This is a genomic window from Flavobacterium sp. SORGH_AS_0622 (assembly GCF_030818825.1).
Taxonomy (GTDB): domain Bacteria; phylum Bacteroidota; class Bacteroidia; order Flavobacteriales; family Flavobacteriaceae; genus Flavobacterium.
The window spans coordinates 2,664,435-2,686,743 of the sequence record NZ_JAUTAX010000001.1; the positions used below are offsets into that span (position 1 = coordinate 2,664,435).

The following is a 22,309-nucleotide window of genomic DNA, read 5'->3' on the forward strand; positions in this document are numbered from 1 at the left end:
TTTTTTGTTGTTAGAAAAAGCTATTTCAAAAGTCAATATCTAAAATTTGCTAAATCGCACGTAAGAAATTTAATATTTTATGTAAATTTGATTAGTACCCAATTGTAAAAAAGCATTTTAATGCTGTTTACAAATCATAATTAAATTCATAACTTTAAATACCACAAGGAATGAAAAAATATCTTGCTATTACATTTTGGGCAATCTATATGTTCTTTTTTGCAATTCCTTTTCCGATGCTGATGTATTATAATATCAATGACGAATTTGATATTAATGCATTAAATGATAAAAATCCGTGGCTGGCGCTCGGCATAGTATTTTTATCAATAGTAATATGGCTGATTATTTTAATTGGATACTTCCAAAAATGGATATTGCAGGTTTTTATCACAAAAAGAAATTTAGAAGCAATAAAAGAGACTGGTGTAAAAAGAGAAGCAAAAATTATAAATGCAGTAAAAATTTCAAAACCAACATCTAAATTAAATACTTACGAACTTGAGTTATTGTTTAAAAATCTTTCTGATACCGAAATTACCCATAAAACAATTATTACGGATAGTAAACCTCAAGAACATCGTTTTGAAACTGGCAAGAAACTAAACTTACTGCTCAATAGAAATTCTAAACAGCTTCCCCATTTTATTATTGCAACGACAAATGCAGGATTCAATTATTTGGGTCTGGTATTAAGACTATTGACCTGGATAATTGTTATAATTGCTGTAGCTGGTTATTATATGTATGCTTATAAAACTGAAAGTCAAGGTATGGGCTGGCGCTTTATGAGTTTTGGACATCCGTTAATTATTTGCCCAATTGTAATTTTATTCTATCGTTTTCTTTTGCGATTTATCTTAAGCAAACTAACCGGTCTAAATGATGATTCGGTTCTGATTAAATTTAAAGGAATAAAAACTGCGGCGAGATTGATTAATGTCAGTCAGACAGGAACATATATTAATGAACAACCAATGATGCGTTTTGAGCTCGAATATAAAGACAACAAACAGCATATTCATAAAAGCAGTTTAAAGAAAGTTATTGGACTTCTAGAACTTGATATGACCAAACAAAAAGAGATTGAGATTTTTTATTTACCCGAAAATCCAACACAAATTGCTTTTGCAAGCGATTTAAACAATATTGTATAAATATGAGAAAACTAATTATAGGAATGGTTTGCGGTTTATCATTTATAAGCTGTAACCAAATATCTAAAAGTATTGATGAAACATTTAAACCCAATGACACATTAGTAAATAAAGAAAACAAAAAACAAGAGGATCAAACAATTATCAATAATCCTGCGAAAGTAAATTCTTCAACCGAAAAACGAGCGCTTCTTTCAGATATTAATACACTAACAAAAGCAGAAGAAGAACTTCGAAAACTGCCACAATATAATGGAAAAGAAATTTTTGTTTATTCAACTCTATATTTTTATGATAATGGAATTATAAACGTTATGCTTCAGCATCCTGAAAATCCGAAATATGTTGATGGTTACGAATACAGGGATAATAAATGGTCGGAGCCGAGACCAATTCAGCTATCTGTTAAAGATGATATTCGAGATCGTTTAATTTCACTGAATAAAATCAGTTTTGTAAATGCCGCTAAAATGTCTGCTCTTTACAACAAAAAAGCCGAAACTATCGAAGGAGCTGTACCTGCAGAAAATGTATATATTGCAATCTATAAAAATCAAATTCAATGGTATCCAACTACTATTAGCGGCAGCCGTGAAAGATATACAATACAATTTAATGATGATGGTTCGCTAAAGAGTTTTAAGCAGGATTAAAGTTACTTTATTTAAAATTTAGGAAATTTATACAAAAAAGCTGCGCAAAGTCAGAGACATTTGTGCAGCTTTTTTTATTATGACTTTGATAGCATCTACCCTTTACTTAATACACTAATTGTATTGGCTAGATCTTCTTTCATAATAAAATCCTGAATGAATTCTTGTACTTCTCTTCGTGCTTCAATTTTTGTCTCAAATGAATTAATATGAAATTCGTCATCTTGATCGCTGATATGTATAATTTCAGTATATCCTTTAGAGATCAAACTGCCTTTTAATTTAATAATATTGAACTGTTGATTTCCGTTCAGTTCCTTACGTACCTGTAATTGTATAGCTTTTCCCATATTTAAAAAAATTTCACAGTAATTAGCTGTCATTCAATTATAAATTTATAATAATTAATGACTGGAAATAATATTTTAACACAGTTCGCAATGCATTATTTATCAACAGTTTATGAACATGTTTTTTTAACATATCCCAATAGCATTATGCAATTTTTTAAGAATATAATTTTAAGTATAAATGTATAGTTTTGCCAACAACACATCTGTAACACCTAGTTGGGTTTGACTTCATTTTTCATTTTAAGGCATTATAAAATAAAAAAACAGCCCGAAGGCTGTTTTAATTTTTATGCGATATTAATATAAATATCTGATTTTCTGTAAATGTTATATGCAATAATTAACCACCAACACTTCTGATACATTACCAACTTGGATGAACAAAAAACTTACAAGCAAAATTATCTTTTTCATTTTTTTTACTATTATTTTTTTGAATTTTACTCTATCTCTTCTTTTTTCCATTTATTAATAAAATAATAATCTAATCCTATCACAAATATCGAGGTAAAGCTTAAAGCTATATAATCACTTGTGCTCAGAAATCCCTTCTTGCTGTAGAGCAGGTGTATCGCATATAATATGCCAATGACAGAAGAAATAACTAGAATCAATATTTTATTCTTTGTTTTCATTTATTCTAATTTATTTATATTTAAGTTTTCTAATTTTTTAATTATATTAGTTACATTTTCTTTATTCCAGCCATCAAGCCCCCTTCCTATTCCAGTTATTTTCTTTCCATTGATATAAAATCTTAATTCCTCAGCCTCACTTCCTCTAGCCCCTTTTTCGGGTTTGTATGAAAAACTAAGATCTTCCTGATTCACTTCTTTAAAATGATTATTTATTAAAAACTTTTTATAATAGAAGCAGATTGAATTTTCAAGTATAACGATTTTGTACAAAAAAGGTTTTAAGAAGAAAATCAAAACCTCTAATCCAACAATAATTACAAAAGAAACTATATAAACTATAAAATCAAAATCTTTAGTAGTGAAATAAAACAAACCGTTGAATGCCATCCCAATCAGGAAAAGCTTTAATAATACTGTCGATAAATTTAATTTATAAATCATTTAATTATTTCTTTTTATATGTTTCTACTCCTGAACTCACTCCTTGTATTAAACCATTCGCGTCCATTACAGCATCTGTGAGATTTGCTCCATTATTAATTGCGTTCTGACCTTTAGCTAAACCTGAAATATTGTCCCATGCCCCCATAATATTACCTCCAGACATACTTCCTGGTATCCATCCAGAAACACCATCGATTAATGGAGCATAACTACTTCCTTTTTCTCCAGCTATAAGTCCAGGTACAGTACTATATTCATGAAGAACATCACTTGGTTTTTCATTAAATGAATCAGCCATTTGACTAACCCCAATAGATACTTCTCCTATTGTCAATGGCAATGCAATGCCAGAAGCTCCACCTGTTTCAGGTATCGCCGCAACTGCACCAACTGTTCCTACAACACCAAAAAAAGTATTACTTAAACCATTCATAAATTTATTATCATCGCCCCACAATTGCATTGGCATTCCATATTCTCCTGAAGGTACAGAAGTTTCTTTATTACCGCCAATAACAACTTCTTCCAATTCAATAGTATTGCCGATGTTTTTAGCCCCCTTCAGACCGTACCACGTCGTAGTTTCTTTGTCATATACCCAGCTACCATCTTTATCTTCGTAATATTGCCCCTGCTTAGCATCGAATCCAACAGGTGGTTCAGCTAACATTCCATCTGGATCAATAAAATAAACAGGATTATTGAGTGCATAAGTGTAAGGAGAAAAACGTCTTGACATTTCAGCTTTTGGGTCGATGTTCATCCATCTACCAAGTGCTGGGTCATAATTACGTGCTCCATAGTCGTAAAACCCAAGCCCCAGTTCGTCTTGCAGCTCTTTTCCGTTGTATTTATACTTATTACTATTCGCCGTATAATCATTATACCCTTTATGCTTTAATCCAAAAGGATAATAATTATTTTCTTCAATAATTTCAAGAACTTGTGTTGCGGGGTTCTTAGCATAACTCAAGCGAACATTTCCTAAATGATCTTTGTATTGAAAAACATACGAAAGTGCACCGTCTGTATTCTTCACATAACCTTCTGCTGTCGGGAAAAACTCTAAAACATTGTCTTTGTACTGATAGCCTCCTAAATAATTGGTTGTAGTGGTTACGGTACCTTCGGTAACAATTTTCTCAATTTTCTGCCCTGCTGCAGTGTAAAAATACTCAATACTTCCAGTTGTTCCAAATGTTATTTTCTTTGGTAAATTTAAATGATTGTAGCTTATGGCTGTAATGTTTTTGTTTTTGTCGGTAATCATATTACCATTATCATCATAGCTGTAATCATCGTCTGCTTTATTTGCATCATTAAATCCGCTTACGTTGTTAGAATTATCCACTACTTTGGTAAGCTGGTTAGTGTTTGCATTATATGTATAGACTAAATCATCAATATCAATATTCCCTACCTGAGGATCATAATCTCCTTTACGGCTCAATTTTTTAATATTACCATTTTTATCGTAAGTCAGATTTTCATCATAAGCACTTGTCGTGACGCCATTTTTCTCGTAAACTGCATTTTTAAGGCGGTTTAGGTTATCATATTTATACCCGTAAGCCCTTTCTGTTACATCCGAAGCTGTTTTCCAGAATGTTTCAGAAATATTACCATTATATAATGCACTTACCCCTGCTGCACTGGTCTGAGTAGTGTTGTAATTAATTTTAAAAGCAAATAAGTCAACTGGATCTGTATCCTGCTGTAAGTTGCTGGTTTGGTTTATTGCGGTAAGCCAGCCTCTTATATTATACTTAAAGTCTACTTTTTGAAGCGGGTCTCCTGTATTGTTTCCAACCTTTTTACTTTCCAGCTGCCCTAGTGCATCATAGGTATTATCTGCAAGCAGTTGTACTGCACCGCCATTTATCTGGTGTGTATGGGTAAGCAGGCGATCTTGAGGCGAATATGTAAATTCTTCTCGTACTGTTATTTCAGTATTTCCAGAAGTTCTCTTGTGTTTTGTAATGGAATACAGCGTTTTGCCTGCGAAATCAATTTTACTCTCACTTGAAGTGTAACCTCCTAAATAATTGTGAAGATAGTTTTTTACAGGTCTGGCTTTGTCATCATAAAATATCGTACTCGTTTCACCGGCTGTAGAAGATGCTGCAGTTACTGCTCTTGTCCAGCTGCCCGAAGCCAGACCTTTAATATTTGCTAAAACCGCTTGTCCTTCGACGGTGCCTGGAACTGGCTGTGCGTTTGGAAATTCGTAATTATCATAATAATTAACTGTGAGCAGTTTAAAATTTGTCGGTGCTATTACATTACTGTAGTATGCTTCGATTCCGTCAATATTTCCAGATGTCTGCTTAGTTTCAAATAAAACTGCAGCGGCATTCTGGGCATCCTGAAAAGATTTACGAGTTGCAGCATTTGATGTCTGGTTACTCCAGCCTGTATAAACCGGCCTGCTGAAAGCATCATATTTAGTGATAATCCAGCCGGATGCCGTATCATCTTTAAAAGGAGATAATGCTGGTCCTGTTGCAACCGGCCTGTCTAATTTATCGTAAACAATAAATTCCCATTGTTTTCCAGGCAGTTTTTTCTCTACCAGACGATTTTTATCATCATACTTGTATTGGTAGCATAAACCGTTTAAAACATCTGCAGTAATAGTCCCTTCGGCCATTGGAGGAATTACATAAGCCAGGTTTCCGTAAATATCATAAACATAATAGGTATCGTGTTTATCGCCTGCATCATAGGTTCTTTTTAAAACAACCTGGCCTTCTTTATTCTTAAATTCAACCGTAGATCCAGAACCTTCTGCAGGGCTTGCAGTTGTATTTTCATCATAAGTTACATTTTTATACAACTGGTTTTCTGCATAATATCCGTCATCTGAAAATGAAATATCGTACAAACCAGAACCAGCGCTCCAGGATGTTGATGCCTGATACAACTTTACCTCATCTGCAGTATTGCTCTGGTACTCTAATTTTATTTCATGTCCATTTCCAATTTCCCATGAAGCTCCTGGAGCTGCCTGCTTTAGAACTCTGTTTAAGGGAGAGGATTCTAATTCTTTTTGTGAATATGGGTTTGATGTGTTATACATTCCGCTGTAAAATGAAATTGATGAGCTTAGAGCGGTATTAAAATCAATTTTAGAATAGTTAGTTCCGTTATTTGCTGCTGCATAAGGAAGATATTCTTTTATTTGTCTGCCAAGTCCATCATATTCAATTGGCGTAATAAGATCTTGCCCCTGTCCGCCCTGTCCTATAATCTGAGTTTGAATGGGGCGGCCAAGCCCATCAAAATAGGTCAGATTCTGAGTCATTTCTTCTTTTGTCAGCGTATTCAAATTGGTTGACTGAACTGGCTTTTTTGGCGCTATAGTATATATAAAATTATCATCGCTGAAAGTCTGGGCTATTGAAGCCAAACTTGTAAATAAGAATATACTGAATACTACTATGTATTTTTTCATAAATAATTTTGTTATCTAATTTATTTCTGAATTTTTAGTTTTTGACTAATGAGATTAAATCTACACTTGTTACACTTGCAGTACTAATAGGCAGTGAAATAATATACTGTTTATCTCCCTGACCAGCGGGAAATACAATTGTTTCTGTCCTAGTAGCTGCCGCCCCACTTGTACGTATATAATTAATATTAAAGGTAAAAGTTGCACCATTATGGCCTCCGCCTGAAGCCCAAATGTCAATATATAAACTCTTTGTAGAAGAATTGAATATATACTCGTAATTAAACGTAAGTGGTGGAGGAATCAATGTACATGAACCATATGTATTAGCAGTTGTTTGCCCATTACTAACAAATTGTGCTGCGGCCTTATTATCAGCATCAGCCTGCGAAATAGTGGATAAATAAGCCCCCGTAGGCAACGTATAAGTATAAGAGCCCCCTATATAACCTGCGCCACAATTGTTTCGGGTAAAAGTTGCTGATAGACCAGAACTAAAAAAAGTACAAGTTGCTTCTAGGTTTGCTGCATTTTGTCCATATAAATCTATTGCATCCTGAGCCTGTTGATCAGCTTGTCTCTGAGACAAATTACTTGTATATTCTCCATAAGGGACAGAATATGTAAACGTTCCCGGATCTGAATTCGCCGGGCAGTTATTCCTGAAAAATGTTTTGCTAATTGCTGCATTATAGAATGTACAATTCCCGTTTGCATTGGCGTAAGCTTGTCCATCATTAAGAAATTTAGAATATCCTATTGCATCTGCATCGGCCTGTGAAATTGTAGATATTGAGACCCCAGTTCCTTGAGTATAAACTACTGTTGAGCCCATTCCTCCTGAAGCACAATTATTTTTGGTAAAAGAACCGCTTTGTGCTGCACTATAATAAGTACAATATCCATTAGCATTGGCATAAGCTTGTCCATCTGTAATAAATTTAGAATATCCTAAAGCATCTGCATCTGCCTGTGAAATTGTTGAACTTAAAACACCCCAGTTTTGCCCATAAGCGACAGTTGAACCAGCACTTCCTGAAGGACAATTGTTTTTAGTAAATGATCCATATTGGGGAGAACTGTAAAAAGTACAATATCCATTTGCATTGGCATACGATTGACCATTCGCATTAAAGAAATACAATCCTAATGCATCAGCGTCTGCCTGTGAGGATGTCGATGTCATAAAACCAGCAGGCTGAGAGTATGTCATGGTTGATCCATATCCTCCGGCAGCACAGTTATTCTTGGTAAATTGACCACTCATTGCGGCACTATAATATGTACAATAACCATTTGCATTAGCATAAGCCTGACCATCAGCATAAAACTTTGCTAATCCTATGCCATCAGCGTCAGCTTGTGAAATATTAGAAGATAACACTCCGCTATCTTGAGTATAAACTACGCTTGAACCTGTTGATCCAGGACTACAATTATTTTTGGTAAATGAACCATTTTGTGCAGCACTGTAAAAAGTACAATACCCATTGACATTCGCATTAAATTGACCATCAGTATTAAATTTAGCCAATCCTAATGCATCTGCTTCTGTCTGAGAGTTTGTTGAAGTAACAACTCCAGCCGCTTGACTGTAAAATACACTTGAACCTGCTCCGCCCAGAGCACAATCATTTTTGTTAAATGTTCCACTTTGGGCAGCACTGTAATATGTACAATATCCATTTGCATTGGCATACGATTGACCATCAGCATTGAACTTTGCCACACCTAACGCATCTGCATCTGCCTGAGAAATTGTCGAAGTTAAAATTCCAGCACCTTGGCTATAAGACACACTTGATCCAGTTCCTCCCGCAGAACAATTATTTTTAATAAATGAGCCGCTTTGGGCAGTGCTGTAATAAGTACAATATCCATTAGAGTTGGCGTAAGCCTGTCCATCTGTATTGAATTTAGCCAGTCCTAATGTGTTTGCATCAGCTTGTGAAATTGTAGAAATTGCTACCCCTTCAGCCTGATTATATATTACACTTGAACCAGTACCACCAGAAGAGCAGTTATTTTTTGTAAATGAACCGTTCTGTGCTGCGCTTTTATAAATTACAACACTGCCTGATGAATTATCTCCACAGTCAATTGTCTGGCCTTTATAATTGTAACAGTATTTCTGAAGTATATTTAAGTCTTTATCCTTTACAAATCTTAACCTGCCTTCTTTATCATATTCATAATAAGAAGATAATCCCTTTGGATCTGTTACACTTGTAACTCCTACAAGCGGATTGTAGGTATATGTTGAAACAAATGCATCTGGAAGAGAATCTCTAAACGAGTTTAATGCATTTCGCAATAATTGTTCTGAACAATTACCTGACATACAATTATCATTGTCACTATTGGAAAGAGTCTGCAGATTTGTGATTATTTCTGGAGAAATAGAAGAGTAAGCTACATTATCAATTTTAGCGATGGGCTGTGTCTTATTGTATCCCCATACAATTGAAACCGGAATTCCACTCTCAGGAGTATACTGCAAAACATTTCCTTTATCATCATACAAATCATAGGTAATTTTCTTGTCTGCATTTAAATCTATTACTGCTGCGCCTTTGTTAGCATATACAGCTTTAGGAAGTAATAAATTATTTGTGGAAAGACTTTTATCGTAATTAGTTAATTGCTCTGATACTTTAACTCCACCTTTAAATGTCTGCGTGTTTAAAGGAATGCCAATCATGTAAGCATTCTTTAACTCATTTATAAATGGTTTGGAAGTCATTTCTGGATCTCCCGCATAAAAATACTTTGATTCTAAAATTTCGCCCTTTGAATTTGTAGTTGTCTGAGACGACAGCTGAAGGTATGAGGGATTATAATTAAAATTTGTTGTGGTCACAACCGTACCTGTCAAACTATTTGACGAATTATAAAAATAATTTAATTTCTGTGATGCTTTTTGATAATACCATAATAAAGGCACCCTAAAACTAACGGGTTCAATACTTTGCAAAACTTCAATACCACCATCAAGAAAATATGGACATGTTGGAGTAAAAGGATCAGAAGAATTTTCTCGAATATTTGTTGTTGAATTACGAAACATCTTAAAACCAACATAAAAAGAAGTGTTAGAATTATCTTCAAAATATGTGTTTTTTTCTTCTTCGACTATATAGTTATTGGCTCCAATTGTTTTGTATATCTTTTTTGAAAGAGCTTTTCCTCTTTTCCATGTTGTAGAAATTTGTACTGCAGGACTACCGAGCGGAATTTCATCTCCTCCTGTAGTAAACTCATATTGTGTAAAACCATTATTGGTTTGATTTTTAATATCAACCTGCTTTTCTTTTACATATTTATAAACAACAGAATTTCCTTCTATACCAAACCTTGAATTTGAAGAAATACTATAAGTACCTTGAGAATTTAATCCTGGCATGCAAATTGCTCCTTCAACATCACATGTGTAATAATTATAGTTAGTAAAAGTCTTTGTTGAAAAAGTAGTGGTCATTTCATTAATCAGTTTCCCACTTGTACGGCTTGCATCATTTATATCTGAATAATCATATTCTTTTTTTAACAATAGTGAGTTGTTATCATCATAATTTTCAATATTCTTAATTCTTAAGCCTGCACCTAAAACATTTTTAAGTGTTGCGTCATTATTAACATATTTAAGCTGTAGATTCTGAACACTGTAATACTTTCCATACACTTCAACTTCAATTGTACCAGACTGAGGTAAAGAAAGCGAAACATTATATTCTTGTCCAACCAGACTTCCTGAATTATAGACCATACTTGACCCAGAAAATATTCTCACCTTTGCATAGTGATATTTAAGTAAAGTAGGATTATCTCCTACTGGCTTATTTAATTTAAATGTCAGGGTTCCTGTAGCGTTATTGGCTACATAAGGGATGGATACATAATTAACACAATCTTCAGGATTTGTATTCAAACAAATGTTGCCATCATCAGGTCCTGGTCCTTCTTTTACCGGTACTGTACCTCCTGTACCTTGAATTAGATTGCTATTTACTATTACTGGAACGTATTTATTAAAAATGTCAACTCCATAAAATTGATTATTTTCATAATTAAATCTAGTCCAACCTTTTGTTCTATAGTGTATTTCTTTTAAAATTCCTGCCTGAATTACCGATGTACTAACGGAACGATCTGCTTTACCAACTTCAGTAGGATAAGGAGCACTTAGATAGTGTTTTGGAATCAAATCAATATTATTAGTCATACCATTATTGTAACCAAAATAATCCTGCCCTTTTGATGTTTTGTTAGGCAAAGAAATTGTTGAATAGATAAATTCTTCCTCATTTTCTCCAAATAAATTTGTTAGACGATCTAATCTTAATCTTTTATCATTGTAAGTGCTTCCTGTATTGAAATAAGAATATTCAAATGTATATCCCTTAATACTTTCAAAGCCATCAAATGCAATTTGTTGAATTTCGATTTTACTTAAATAACCATTTGTAGCTCCATTAAACAAGTCTTGTCTGCCAATATTTTTTGTAAACAAAATTCTGGACTTTCCATCGTTAAAATAAATTTCTTTTATTTTTTTTAACGTTGTTTCTGTATTACTGTTCTCGTCAATTACTGCGCCTACGGTATTTGTAGTAACAGGACTTGTACAAGTAGAACCATAAGTGGTTTTCTTTGTAATTTCAACTCTTTGCGAAAAACTCTTGTCTGTTAGAACTCCATCGTTCTGATAAACAAATGTTATTTTGTTATTAGATGGAGTTTTAATTTCATCCACATACCAAGCACTAATATAGCGATCACTGTGAGTCATTGATCTAACAGAAGATTCTGTTGTGTTAAGCGTGTAAATGTTTCCTTGTGAATCCGTAATTTTAAACTTTAAATTTGCTCTATCATTACCAACCAAATCAACTTTAAAAGCATTTGGAGGTATTGTTACAACTTCATTGCTGGAGAAATTTTTTATATAAAAACTTCCATTGACAGTTGGAGATGAAAAAACATATATATCCTTAACTCTTGATTTATCTAGCTCAGGAGATATGGAAGCTATCGCTTCATGTTTATAAGGATGAAGTTTAAAGTAATTAATAAGACCATCCGCGTCTGGAATCTCATCTACATAAAGATTATTCTCATCAATCTCATCTCTTGGGCTTAAAATAACCTGTGCACCAGCATTCAAGTTCCAGCCAAGACCAACCCATGTTGCTTCCTGGTTTACCTTAATTCCAGAAGCATGATAGTCTAAAGATATTGGTAGTTTAAAATCTTTTGTATCAATAGTATATAATGGTATTGAAATTCCAGGAACTCCAGTAGATAAATCTACAGGATACTCGCCATATTTTAAAAATGCCGCTGCCTCAGGAGACTTGGGAACAAAATCGGGTTTCGGAGTATTTGTGCTCTGTGCAAACAAACATTCAGAAAAACTCAAAAACAATATTAAAGACAGCAGAAAACCTGACGCCTTTTTGAAAAGTATAAAATATTTCATTTTATTTACCTGTTATTCTTTTAATTACTTTAACCGATTCGGTTTTAACATCGGTCTGGATTTTAATAATGTAGATTCCTTCAGCATAGTAACTTAAGTCAACTGGAACCGTTCTACTGGAGATTTCAAAATTCTGTAGTGTGCGGCCTAACATATCCACAACACTTGCTGTTCCTTTATTAAAATCATAACCAATAATCACATTGGTATAAGTCGAAACTGGGTTCGGGATAGCTTCAATGCTTGCTTTAACCTTTTCTACCTTGGCTTTATCCTTAAGTTTTACCACCCAAAAGTCATTAGAGCCGATATTGGAATTTTTATCTTTTGATGAACCAGAATTAGATGTACCAGCCATCAGATAACCGCCATCACGAGTTTCTATTAACTTTCTAAGAATATCTTCTCCACCGCTTCCTACAGTCTTACTCCAAATTTCTTCTCCTTGATCGTTAATTTTTAAAGCTATATAATCGTTAATACCATCTTTTTCTTTAGCAATCAAACTTGCTGCTTTTGACATTAACCCGCCCCCTGATCTTGGGCCAGAATTACGTGCATGACCGCCGATTAAATAAGTACCATCATTATTTTCTACCAGCGATGTTAAAATGTCAACTTTTCCAAAATCGAATGTTTTACTCCAGACAACCTCTCCTTCTTCATCCAGCTTTAAAATCCAATAATCAGTTCCATTTCCGACGATGCCACCTTGACTACTCAATGCACTAGAACTGTTTGAGTTTCCGCCAACAATATAACCGCCGTCTTTAGTCTGGTGTATTACATACGGCTGGTCATCTCCATCTGCGCCATAGGTCTTCTGCCATTGAATTTCTCCTGTATCATTAAGCTTTAAAATCCAATAATCTCCAATTCCTTTATTGCCTTCTGTTTTATCGCCGGAAATAGGTGAATTCGAATAACCTGCCAGAATATAACCGTTATCTGAAGTCTGCTCCATACTCCTTAATAAATCTGCATATTGACCGCCATAGGTTTTCTGCCATTCTATAACACCTTGCTTATCTAATTTAACGATCCAATAATCCATATTTCCTCTGCTTTTTTCGGACTTAGCATAAGGATCGGTTATTAAGGATTTTTCGTCAAATTTTGAAGTTGAGATAGAATTCGGACTTGAGCTGGAAGAACCTCCAAGAATATAACCTCCATCCTTTGTTTGAAAGGCACAGAGTAATTCTTCCTGACCAATTCCTCCAATTGTTCTCTGCCACTGCTCATCTCCGGCTGCATTAAGTTTAATTACCCAAAAATCTGAAAGACCTTTACAATTTTCTTTCTTTTGAAAACTCTTAGCTGAGCTTGAAGTTCCTGCAAGAATAAATCCGCCGTCACTGGTATTTTTGATACTTTGAAGCATATCAAAACCGGAACCGCCAAAACTTTTCTGCCAGTCCAGTTCTCCCTTTTCGGTCATCTTCCAGATCCAATAATCTAAATCTCCATGATTTTCTTCTGCCTTATTTCCTGTTTTATTAGAAAGTGAACTTCCAGCCAAAATAAAGCCATAATCGGCTGTTGGCTGAGCATCAAAAAGGTAATCAGCATGTGTGCCTCCATAGGATTTTTCCCAAAGTATATCTTGAGAATGGATAATAAAAGACACAAAAAAAAGTAACAGTAGGTAAAGTTTCCGCATAAGCATTTTTATATAATTTGGGGTTATGTAAATTATGCTGCCAAAATAATTTAATAATTTGGTATTTTTTTACGGCTTTCCGTAAAAATTTAACTTTTGTTGATTGTTTCTTATAAAGGAAATAATGACTTAAAAAATTAAGGATTTAAAAATTTTCAAGACAGTAACTTATTAGCAATGGCTTAAACTAAAATTTTTGAATAAACTGAATTTTAGTTAACAATCCAAAAATTCAAAGACATCAATCAAGAATTGAGTTGCATATACCACCTATCTTCACTATTTTTATAAAATTGCAAAATCAAAATTGCTTGAATACATACAAAAAGATAATTTATAATGATTAACAACAAAAAACTTAAAGCTGTCGCTTTCGGAGAAGTATTGTGGGATATTTTTGGAAATAAAAAAAAAATCGGTGGCGCTCCGCTTAATGTTGCACTTCGAATGAAATCATTAGGAGCTGATGTAAATATGATAAGCTGTGTCGGCAACGATATGGATGGAGAAGCGATTATTGCTGAGGTAAAACGACTGGGATTAGATACAGATACGATTTTAAAATCAGACGATTTTCCAACAGGATTAGTGAATGTAACTTTAGACGAAAGTAAATCTGCGACTTATGAAATTCTATATCCGTCTGCATGGGATAAAATTATTCCAAATGATACGGCTAGAAAATTAGTTCAAGATGCAGACGTTTTAATTTACGGAAGTTTAGTCTGCAGAGATGAGGTCTCCAGACAAGCGCTTGAAGAATTATTAATTACCAATGCTTATAAAGTTTTTGATGTTAATTTAAGAAAGCCCCATTACACATACGAGATTCTCCAGCAATTAATGCAGTCTGCTGATTTTATAAAGTTTAATGATGAAGAAATAACAGAGATTAGCCAGGCTTTAAATTCTCCTTTTCATACTTTAGAAGAAAACATGAATTTTATCTGTTCTTTAACTAATGCAAAAGCAATATGTGTAACGAAAGGTAAAGACGGAGCATTATTGCTATGGGACAAAAATCTTTATTCAAATTCTGGTTATACCATTAAAGTGGCCGACACTGTTGGTGCTGGAGATTCTTTCTTAGGCGCTTTAGTGACTTCTCTTTTAACTGGCAAAGAACCGCAGGTAGCTTTAAATTTTGCTTGTGCTACAGGAGCCTTAGTAGCAGGATCGGATGGTGCAAACCCTGAAATTCCTTTAGTGGCTATTGACGATTTAATAAATAAAAATTAGCACTAAATTAAAATTTATTAATATAAGCCCGATATCTCAATATCGGGTTTTTTTATAGTTATAACATTAGAAAATGCACGGAAAACATGGGAAATATGTAAATTAAAACTGTAATTATTTCTACTAAATCAGCATGAGCATAGTAACTTGGCGATTCAAACAATAATGAAGAATGATGAAAAAATTACGAATTTCTCTTATAAATATTCACGGACTCCTAAAAGGTTCTGGTCTTGAAATAGGACGAGATGCCGATAATGGAGGACAAACTAAATACATTTACGAATTAGCAGAATTTTTATCACAACACGAAGACGTAGAACACGTTCACCTTTTTACAAGATTAATTGACGATCCATCTCTTTCTCCCGAATACGCAGTTCCAGTTGAAATTATCAATGAAAAATTAGACATCAGACGAATTCCGTTTTTAGGAAAAAAATACAAGGCAAAAGAACAACTTTGGGAAGGTTTGGACACTTTTGTAAATGGCGTTGTACAACATATTAAACAGTACAACATTTTTCCCGACTGGCTGCATTCTCATTATGCCGATGCCGGATATGCTGCTGCAGAATTATCAGCAATTTTAAATATTCCTTTTGCTCATACAGGACATTCATTAGGTTTCTACAAAAAGAAAAAATTATTAGAAAGCGGACAAATTGAGGAAGATCTTGAAAAGAAATTCAAATTTAAAGCAAGAATGGCGGCTGAAGAAAGAACCTTAGAACTTTCCGAATTTATTGTTACTTCAACCGAACAGGAAATTGAAACTTATAAAGCTTACAAAAATTTCGAATTAGGAAAATACCATGCGATTTCTCCAGGAATAGATACAAGAAAATTTGTTCCGTATTATTTTCAAGAAGGTGATTCTGAAAAAAATATGGAAGAAATACAGCGAAAATACTGGGTTTCAGAAAGCATTTCAAAATTTCTTACCAATCCGCATAAGCCTATTATTCTGGCACTTTCAAGACCTGACCGTCATAAAAACTTGAATACGTTAATTGAAGTTTACGGAAAAGACAAAGAGCTCCAAAGCATTGCCAATTTGGTGATTTTTGCTGGTATCCGAAAAGATATAGCCAAAATGCCTGAATCTGAAAAAAACGTTTTGACTGACTTGCTTCTGCTAATGGATAAATACGATTTGTACGGAAAAATGGCCATTCCTAAAAAGCATGATGTCGAGAATGAAGTTTCTATTATTTATCGATATGCCGCAGAAAAAAGAGGTGTTTTTGTGAATTTGGCTTTGCATGAAAATTTCGGCTTGACCGTTATTGAATCAGCAAGTTCGGGACTTCCGGTGGTTGTTACCAAAAACGGAGGACCATCAGAAATTATTCCTGTCTGCCAAAATGGAGAATTAGTAGATCCGCAGGAAGAAAATCAAATTAAAAAAGCACTTCGAAATATTTTAACCGATGAAAATCAATGGAAATATTATTCTAATAATGGCGCCATCAATATTCAAAAACATTACAGCTGGGTAAGCCACGTCAATCAATATGTGGAATTGATTAATGAAAATTTATCGCTTTCTTCTGGAGCTGGAATTAAAAAACAGCACTATCCTAATATTAATATCAGCCGCTTAAAAAGAAAAATCGATCATTTATTAGTTTCAGATATTGACGGAACTCTTATTGAACCTAAACTTGCCAATCCTGGTTTAAAGGAATTAAAAACACATCTTATCAATCGTACGGATAAAATGGCTTTTGCAATGGCTTCTGGACGAAATTTAGATTTGGTCAAAAAAGTAATTGACGAAGAAGAATTTCCTCTCCCCGACTTTATTATCTGCTCTGTTGGGACCGAAATTTATTATACCAACGGCAAAGATTATATTCTTGACAAAGGCTGGGCAAAATTTTTAGCAGGACGATGGAAAAGAGATGACATTGTAAACAGATTAAGCTCTGTTAAATGGATCAAATTACAGGAAGAAGAAGCTCAGAATCCTTATAAAATTTCTTATTACTATGAAAAGGAAAACTACGATCATGAAGAACTAATCCGCGTTTTAGGAACGGGCTGGTACAAAGTAAATATAATTCCGAGTCACGGTCAGTTTTTGGATTTTATTCCGAAAAGAGCTTCTAAAGGAAATGCTATCAAATTTCTATGCCGTAAGTGGTCTATTCCGTTGTCAAATGTCATTGCGGCAGGAGATTCAGGAAATGATGTAGATATGTTTAGAGGTCCTGTAAAAGGAATTATTGTTGGAAACAGAAGTGCCGAGCTGGCAGATTACGAGACAACAAAAAGTATTTACGTTGCCAAAACTGCAGCATCTGAAGGGATTTTAGAAGGATTGAAACATTATAAAATAATTAAATAACAAGTTGGTTCTTAAAAAAATAAATACATAGAATTTATATTCTTGAATAGATAAAACTTCTTTATAGTTATCGATCTATACTATGTGTTTCAAAAAAAAAATACTAACAGATTAAATAAGTAATAAAATGTATTCAGGTTCAGGGTTTAGTAGTTGGGAAATTGGAGATGTTGATGTATTTATAGATGAAAAAGGAATTCACCATTTATTTCATTTAATTATTCCAAATCACGATTATATTGCTCATGCAGTATCAAAAGAAGGTCTTTCGTGGAAAAGGGTAAAAAACGCCTTATTTGTAGGCGATCCAGGAGAATGGGATGATGATATGTTATGGACTATGCATGTCAGCAAAAAATCGGAAGGTGATGGTTACGAAATGTATTATACAGGCTTAAAACGTCAAGATAAAGGAATTGAACAGAAAGTTGGCCGAGCAATTTCAACCGATTTAATTACTTGGAAAAAAGAAAACTTATATGGACTTCCATTTAAAAGCGAAGCGCCGCATTATGAAGGAAAAAATAATAATCCGCGAGAATGGATTAGTTTTCGAGATCCTTTTAAATATCAATTTAAAGGCGAAGATTATCTCTTAATCTGTGCTCGAAGTGCCTCTGGGCCAATTTATCGTAGAGGATGCATTGGTGTTGCCAAGAGAGAAAAAGAAGGATATGTGTTGCAAAAACCGCTTCATATTCCATACGTTTATGACGATGTGGAATGCCCATGCGTTTTCGAAATCAAGGGAATGCATTATCTTTTAGGATCTATTAGAGAAGATATTAAAGTCCGTTATTGGTCTGCTCCTGAATTTAAAGGCGAATATTTTGCGTTTCATAATAATGTATTGCTGCCACAAGGAAATTATGCTGCACGTGTTGTAAAAGATGGTAAACACTTTTTGGTCTATAATTTTTATTTTGCTGACGGAAATGTGAACACACACCGTGTTATTCCGCCGCCAAAAGAATTAGATATTGATAAAAGCGGAAGACTTCTTTTAAAAAGCTATTATTACTGGGAAAAACTTTATCAAAAGACCATTCTACAAAAAGATCTGCCTCATCCTTTGCCTATTTTAGGAAATCCAACCGCCGAATTTGTTTTAGAGAATGAAAATAAATGGCGCTTTGGCTGTCGAAGCGGTTACGAAATTTATGGTTTCGAAAAACCTTCAAGCGATTTTGTCTGGGAAGGAACTCTTGCTGTTGAAGGAATGGGAAAAACCGGCTTTGTAATTGAATGTGACAAAGAAGGAACAGGATATTATATTTCGATTGATTTTATGAATGGCTTTGTTCAGTTTAGAGCTTGGGGATTTAATGAAAAAGACGTGAAGAACAATTTTATCTTCGAAAATATTCAAACCAATCAGTTTGAAATTGGAGAAGAAAAACAAATCTATTTTAAGATTATCCGTTACGGAAATTATTACGAACTATCAATCAATGATATTGTCAAATTAACTTTGTTGGATTTTAAATACAACGAAGGAAAAGTTGGAATTTATGTCTGCTCGGCAGTTATCTCTATAAGCGATTCAAAAATTCATGTAATTCCAGAACCAGAAAATGAATATGCAGCTTCAGATCCAGAAAAATATAACGAAGATTATAATAGAATTATGCAGTTAGATACCCGTACAAATACCAATTAAATTTAAAATTTACGATTATGAAAACTCAAATAAAAAGAATTATCACTGGACTATTTTTTTGTCTGGCTTTTAATTTATCACAAGCGCAGCAAAGTAATGACACTCAAAAATGTCGTTACACTAAAACAAATTATGGTTATTTAATGGTTCTTCGCGAAGGCGATAATGTTCTTTCTCAAATTGAAAATCTGGCAAAAGAACAAAAAATTCCATCAGCAAATTTTACAGGAATTGGTTTTGCCCAAGATGCTACTTTTGGTTTTTATGATTTTGGAGAAAAGAAATTTCATCCAAAAACTTTCAATAAAGTAGAAATGGGAAGTATTACTGGTTCTATTGCCTGGAGTGAAAACAAATCATCGATACACATGCACGGAGTTGCAACCGATGACAAATTTGATGCTTACGGAGGTCACATCCTTGCTCTAAAAGTTGGAACAGGTTCGATGGAAATTTATATCACCGTGAATGATGAAAAGCTGGAAAGAAAAATTGAACAGCCTTTGAATGCGAATGTTTTGCAGTTACCTTGTGTGAAATAAAGATTAATGAAAATCTAATATCTACATTTAGTTTGGATTTTCTACGAGATTTAATTTAATCTTTCAGTACTTTCTATTCTTAAACAATGTTCTGCTCCCAAATAAAGCGGATTTCCGTGTTTTTCTGACCAAAATCCATTCAAGACATCTTTGGTAATGCATCTATAAACTGCAACACCTTTATAAGTTTTCTTATCGTCTCCTTTGTAACTAAAATTAATTACTAAAATATTATCCTTAAAAAAGCCATGTCCTTTTTGAATCTGCGAATCGTTAATGAGCCAATGTGCTGCAATTCTATTATTTTTATCTAAGGTCAACGTTAAAATACCTTTGTACGTTATCTCGCTACTCTCATCTTGATTACTTCCAGAAATGGAATATTTACCTGCTAAATCTTGTATAGTCATTTGTTATTATAATGATTTACACCTTTGAGGCATAAATATGACACAAAATTACAGTAAAAAAAAATTAATAAAAACAAATATCTATCTAAGCTAAGCCTCATTACACTTTTCATACTTATATCATAAAATTATTCAACAGCAAAAAATAGGACTTTTAAACAAAACAACTTCGGACGTTTAAACAAAGTCAGTGCAATTGATACAATCTAATTTTGTCCCATAAAACAATTTAAATTTAAAAAAAATGGAACAGAATAATTATCAAGGTGCACTACAAAAAAGTGCTTGTTCAGGATTTAACGCTAAATCTACAACTAGTGAAGTTATAAACGGAATTGATCTTACGGGAAAAGTTGCCATTGTTACTGGCGGAAATACTGGTATTGGCTTAGAAACAGTTAAAACACTTTCTGGAGCAGGTGCTGAAGTAATCGTACCTGCAAGAGATGTAGAAAAAGCGAGAAGAAATTTAGACGGAATTTCAAATGTAATGATAGAAGAAATGGATTTAATGAACCCAAATTCTATTGATACTTTTGCTGATAAATTTTTGCATTCAAGAAAACCGCTCCATTTACTCATTAACAATGCAGGGATTATGTGGGTGCCATTGCGCAGAGACAATCGAGGTTACGAATCCCAGTTAGCCACCAATTATCTGGCTCTTTTTCATCTCACAGCAAGATTATGGCCTGCGCTAAAAAAAGCAGATGGAGCAAGAGTCGTAAATGTTTCTTCTGGCGGACATCAATTTTCAGATTTTGATTTTGAAGATCCTAATTTTTTAAATCGAGAATATGAAACTTTACAATCATACGGACAATCTAAAACGGCTATTAATCTTTTTTCATTAGAATTAGATACTCAAGCAAAAGCCCATAATGTGCGCAGCTATTCTCTATGTCCAGGTGCTGTTGGAGAAACAGAATTAGCAAGAGAAGCTCCAATTGATTTATTTCAAAAATTGGGTTACACTGATGCCGAAGGGAACATACTTCCAGAAGTTGCAGCATCTTTAAAGAGTATACCGCAAGGTGCGGCCACGACAGTCTGGGCGGCCACAAGTAAATTGCTCAATAATATTGGCGGTGTTTATTGTGAAAATGTAGATATAGCAAATCTAAATTCTGATGTGTCTATCATTGGAGGAATTAAGCCTTACTCTTTAGATAAAACAAATGCAAAACGATTATGGAAATTAAGCGAAGAAATGACAGGAATAAAATTCAATCTTAGTTAATATTGTATCTTTATACCACACAAGTAATTATGGATTATCAAGTAAATTATATAAACCCAGACATTAAACTTTCTAATTACACAGGCAGGCTGTTTAAAACAGAAGCGGCGTTTAATGATCATTTGCTTGTGTGGTTAATTTCTGGTGAAACAAAAATTATTCAGGCAGATGAAAGTTTTATATTTGGAGCAGGAAGCACGTTTTTAATTCCAAGAAATCAACTGGCTACAATTATCAATATTCCAAAAGATGGATTGCCGCACAAAGCAGTTGCCATGCATTTATCGGCTGAGAGACTTAAGGAATTTTACAGCCACGACAATTCAAGCCGAAAAGCAACTGTCCCAAAAATTTTCAGTTTTCATAAACATCCTCTTCTCGAAAGCTGTTTAGCTTCGCTGATTCCGTATTTTGAAATGCAGGAAAATTTTCCAGAAAACATAGCTTCTTTAAAAATCATAGAAGCAATTTCCATCCTTAGAACCATTGATCCAGAAATTGACAATGTTTTAGCTGATTTTGGTGAACCTCATAAAATTGATTTAAAAACTTTTATGGAGAAGAACTTTATGTTCAATATGCCTTTGGAAAAGTTTGGATACTTAACAGGCCGAAGCCTGACAACCTTCAAAAGAGATTTTTATAAGGCTTTCAATACAACACCTCAACGATGGCTGACCAAAAAAAGATTAGAATCTGCACATTATCAGCTGACTGAGAAAAATAAAAAACCTGTGGACATTTACTATGAAATTGGGTTTGAAAATTTATCGCATTTTTCTTTTGCCTTTAAAAAACAGTTTGGCTTCTCTCCTACTGAATTACAAAGAATGACAGAGCGCTAAAAGATTAAAGTGAACTAAAAACAATTCTTTAACCAAAAATATCTCATCTTAATCAAAGGTTATAATTATAAGATTTATTCTATATTTGATTGTACAAATTCAATTCTATGAAAAATTAGTACGAAAAGACAAAATAGATTGTAATTCAGTAATGTCCTACCAATAAATTACAAATCAAT

At 33.7% G+C, this 22,309-nt stretch carries 14 protein-coding genes; 8 read left to right on the forward strand and 6 right to left on the reverse strand.

The window, feature by feature from the left end; all coding sequences use genetic code 11:
- Window positions 1–170 precede the first annotated feature (170 nt).
- Entirely contained in the window at window positions 171–1,157 is a 987-nt protein-coding gene (locus tag QE431_RS11685) for a hypothetical protein (RefSeq protein WP_307295971.1), read from the forward strand.
- A 2-nt stretch (window positions 1,158–1,159) separates the two neighbouring features.
- Window positions 1,160–1,810 (forward strand): hypothetical protein, encoded by a 651-nt coding sequence (locus tag QE431_RS11690; protein WP_307295974.1) that lies wholly within the window; start codon window positions 1,160–1,162, stop codon window positions 1,808–1,810.
- A 95-nt stretch (window positions 1,811–1,905) separates the two neighbouring features.
- On the opposite strand, the gene QE431_RS11695 is transcribed toward QE431_RS11690, so the two are convergent.
- The 5 genes from QE431_RS11695 to QE431_RS11715 all read right to left on the reverse strand — a co-directional run bounded on the left by QE431_RS11695 (window position 1,906) and on the right by QE431_RS11715 (window position 13,808).
- A complete protein-coding gene (locus QE431_RS11695; protein ID WP_134142913.1) occupies window positions 1,906–2,160 on the reverse strand; it encodes a hypothetical protein in 255 nt (84 codons plus the stop codon).
- Window positions 2,161–2,798: 638 nt separating this feature from the next.
- Window positions 2,799–3,242, reverse strand: coding sequence for a hypothetical protein (locus QE431_RS11700; protein WP_307295979.1), 444 nt, complete (start codon window positions 3,240–3,242; stop codon window positions 2,799–2,801).
- Window positions 3,243–3,246: 4 nt separating this feature from the next.
- The gene (locus tag QE431_RS11705; protein ID WP_307295984.1) at window positions 3,247–6,699 is read right to left on the reverse strand and encodes a DUF6443 domain-containing protein; all 3,453 of its coding nucleotides are present in this window, start codon (window positions 6,697–6,699) and stop codon (window positions 3,247–3,249) included.
- 34 nt (window positions 6,700–6,733) lie between these two features.
- Window positions 6,734–12,178: a DUF5977 domain-containing protein gene (locus tag QE431_RS11710; protein WP_307295986.1), complete on the reverse strand. Its 5,445-nt coding sequence runs from the start codon at window positions 12,176–12,178 to the stop codon at window positions 6,734–6,736.
- Window position 12,179: 1 nt separating this feature from the next.
- On the reverse strand, window positions 12,180–13,808 hold the full coding sequence (locus QE431_RS11715) for a T9SS type A sorting domain-containing protein (RefSeq protein ID WP_307295989.1): 1,629 nt from the start codon (window positions 13,806–13,808) through the stop codon (window positions 12,180–12,182).
- 372 nt (window positions 13,809–14,180) lie between these two features.
- Here QE431_RS11715 and QE431_RS11720 point away from each other — a divergent pair, with 372 nt between their 5' ends.
- From QE431_RS11720 to QE431_RS11735, 4 genes are all read left to right on the forward strand, one after another.
- Complete coding sequence (locus QE431_RS11720) at window positions 14,181–15,080, forward strand: carbohydrate kinase family protein (RefSeq protein WP_307295991.1); 900 nt, start codon at window positions 14,181–14,183, stop codon at window positions 15,078–15,080.
- 172 nt (window positions 15,081–15,252) lie between these two features.
- Window positions 15,253–17,433, forward strand: a complete 2,181-nt coding sequence (locus QE431_RS11725; protein WP_307295994.1) for an HAD-IIB family hydrolase — start codon at window positions 15,253–15,255, stop codon at window positions 17,431–17,433.
- 127 nt (window positions 17,434–17,560) lie between these two features.
- Entirely contained in the window at window positions 17,561–19,093 is a 1,533-nt protein-coding gene (locus QE431_RS11730) for a glycosyl hydrolase family 32 (RefSeq protein WP_307295997.1), read from the forward strand.
- Between the two features lie 17 nt (window positions 19,094–19,110).
- Entirely contained in the window at window positions 19,111–19,635 is a 525-nt protein-coding gene (locus tag QE431_RS11735; RefSeq protein WP_307296000.1) for a PPC domain-containing DNA-binding protein, read from the forward strand.
- A gap of 50 nt (window positions 19,636–19,685) precedes the next feature.
- Here QE431_RS11735 and QE431_RS11740 read toward each other — a convergent pair whose 3' ends face one another.
- The gene (locus tag QE431_RS11740) at window positions 19,686–20,045 is read right to left on the reverse strand and encodes a hypothetical protein (protein WP_307296002.1); all 360 of its coding nucleotides are present in this window, start codon (window positions 20,043–20,045) and stop codon (window positions 19,686–19,688) included.
- Between the two features lie 244 nt (window positions 20,046–20,289).
- On the opposite strand from QE431_RS11740, the gene QE431_RS11745 reads away from it, so the two are divergent.
- Window positions 20,290–21,285 (forward strand): SDR family NAD(P)-dependent oxidoreductase, encoded by a 996-nt coding sequence (locus QE431_RS11745; protein WP_307296004.1) that lies wholly within the window; start codon window positions 20,290–20,292, stop codon window positions 21,283–21,285.
- Window positions 21,286–21,314: 29 nt separating this feature from the next.
- On the forward strand, window positions 21,315–22,130 hold the full coding sequence (locus QE431_RS11750; protein WP_307296006.1) for an AraC family transcriptional regulator: 816 nt from the start codon (window positions 21,315–21,317) through the stop codon (window positions 22,128–22,130).
- Window positions 22,131–22,309: the final 179 nt, after the last annotated feature.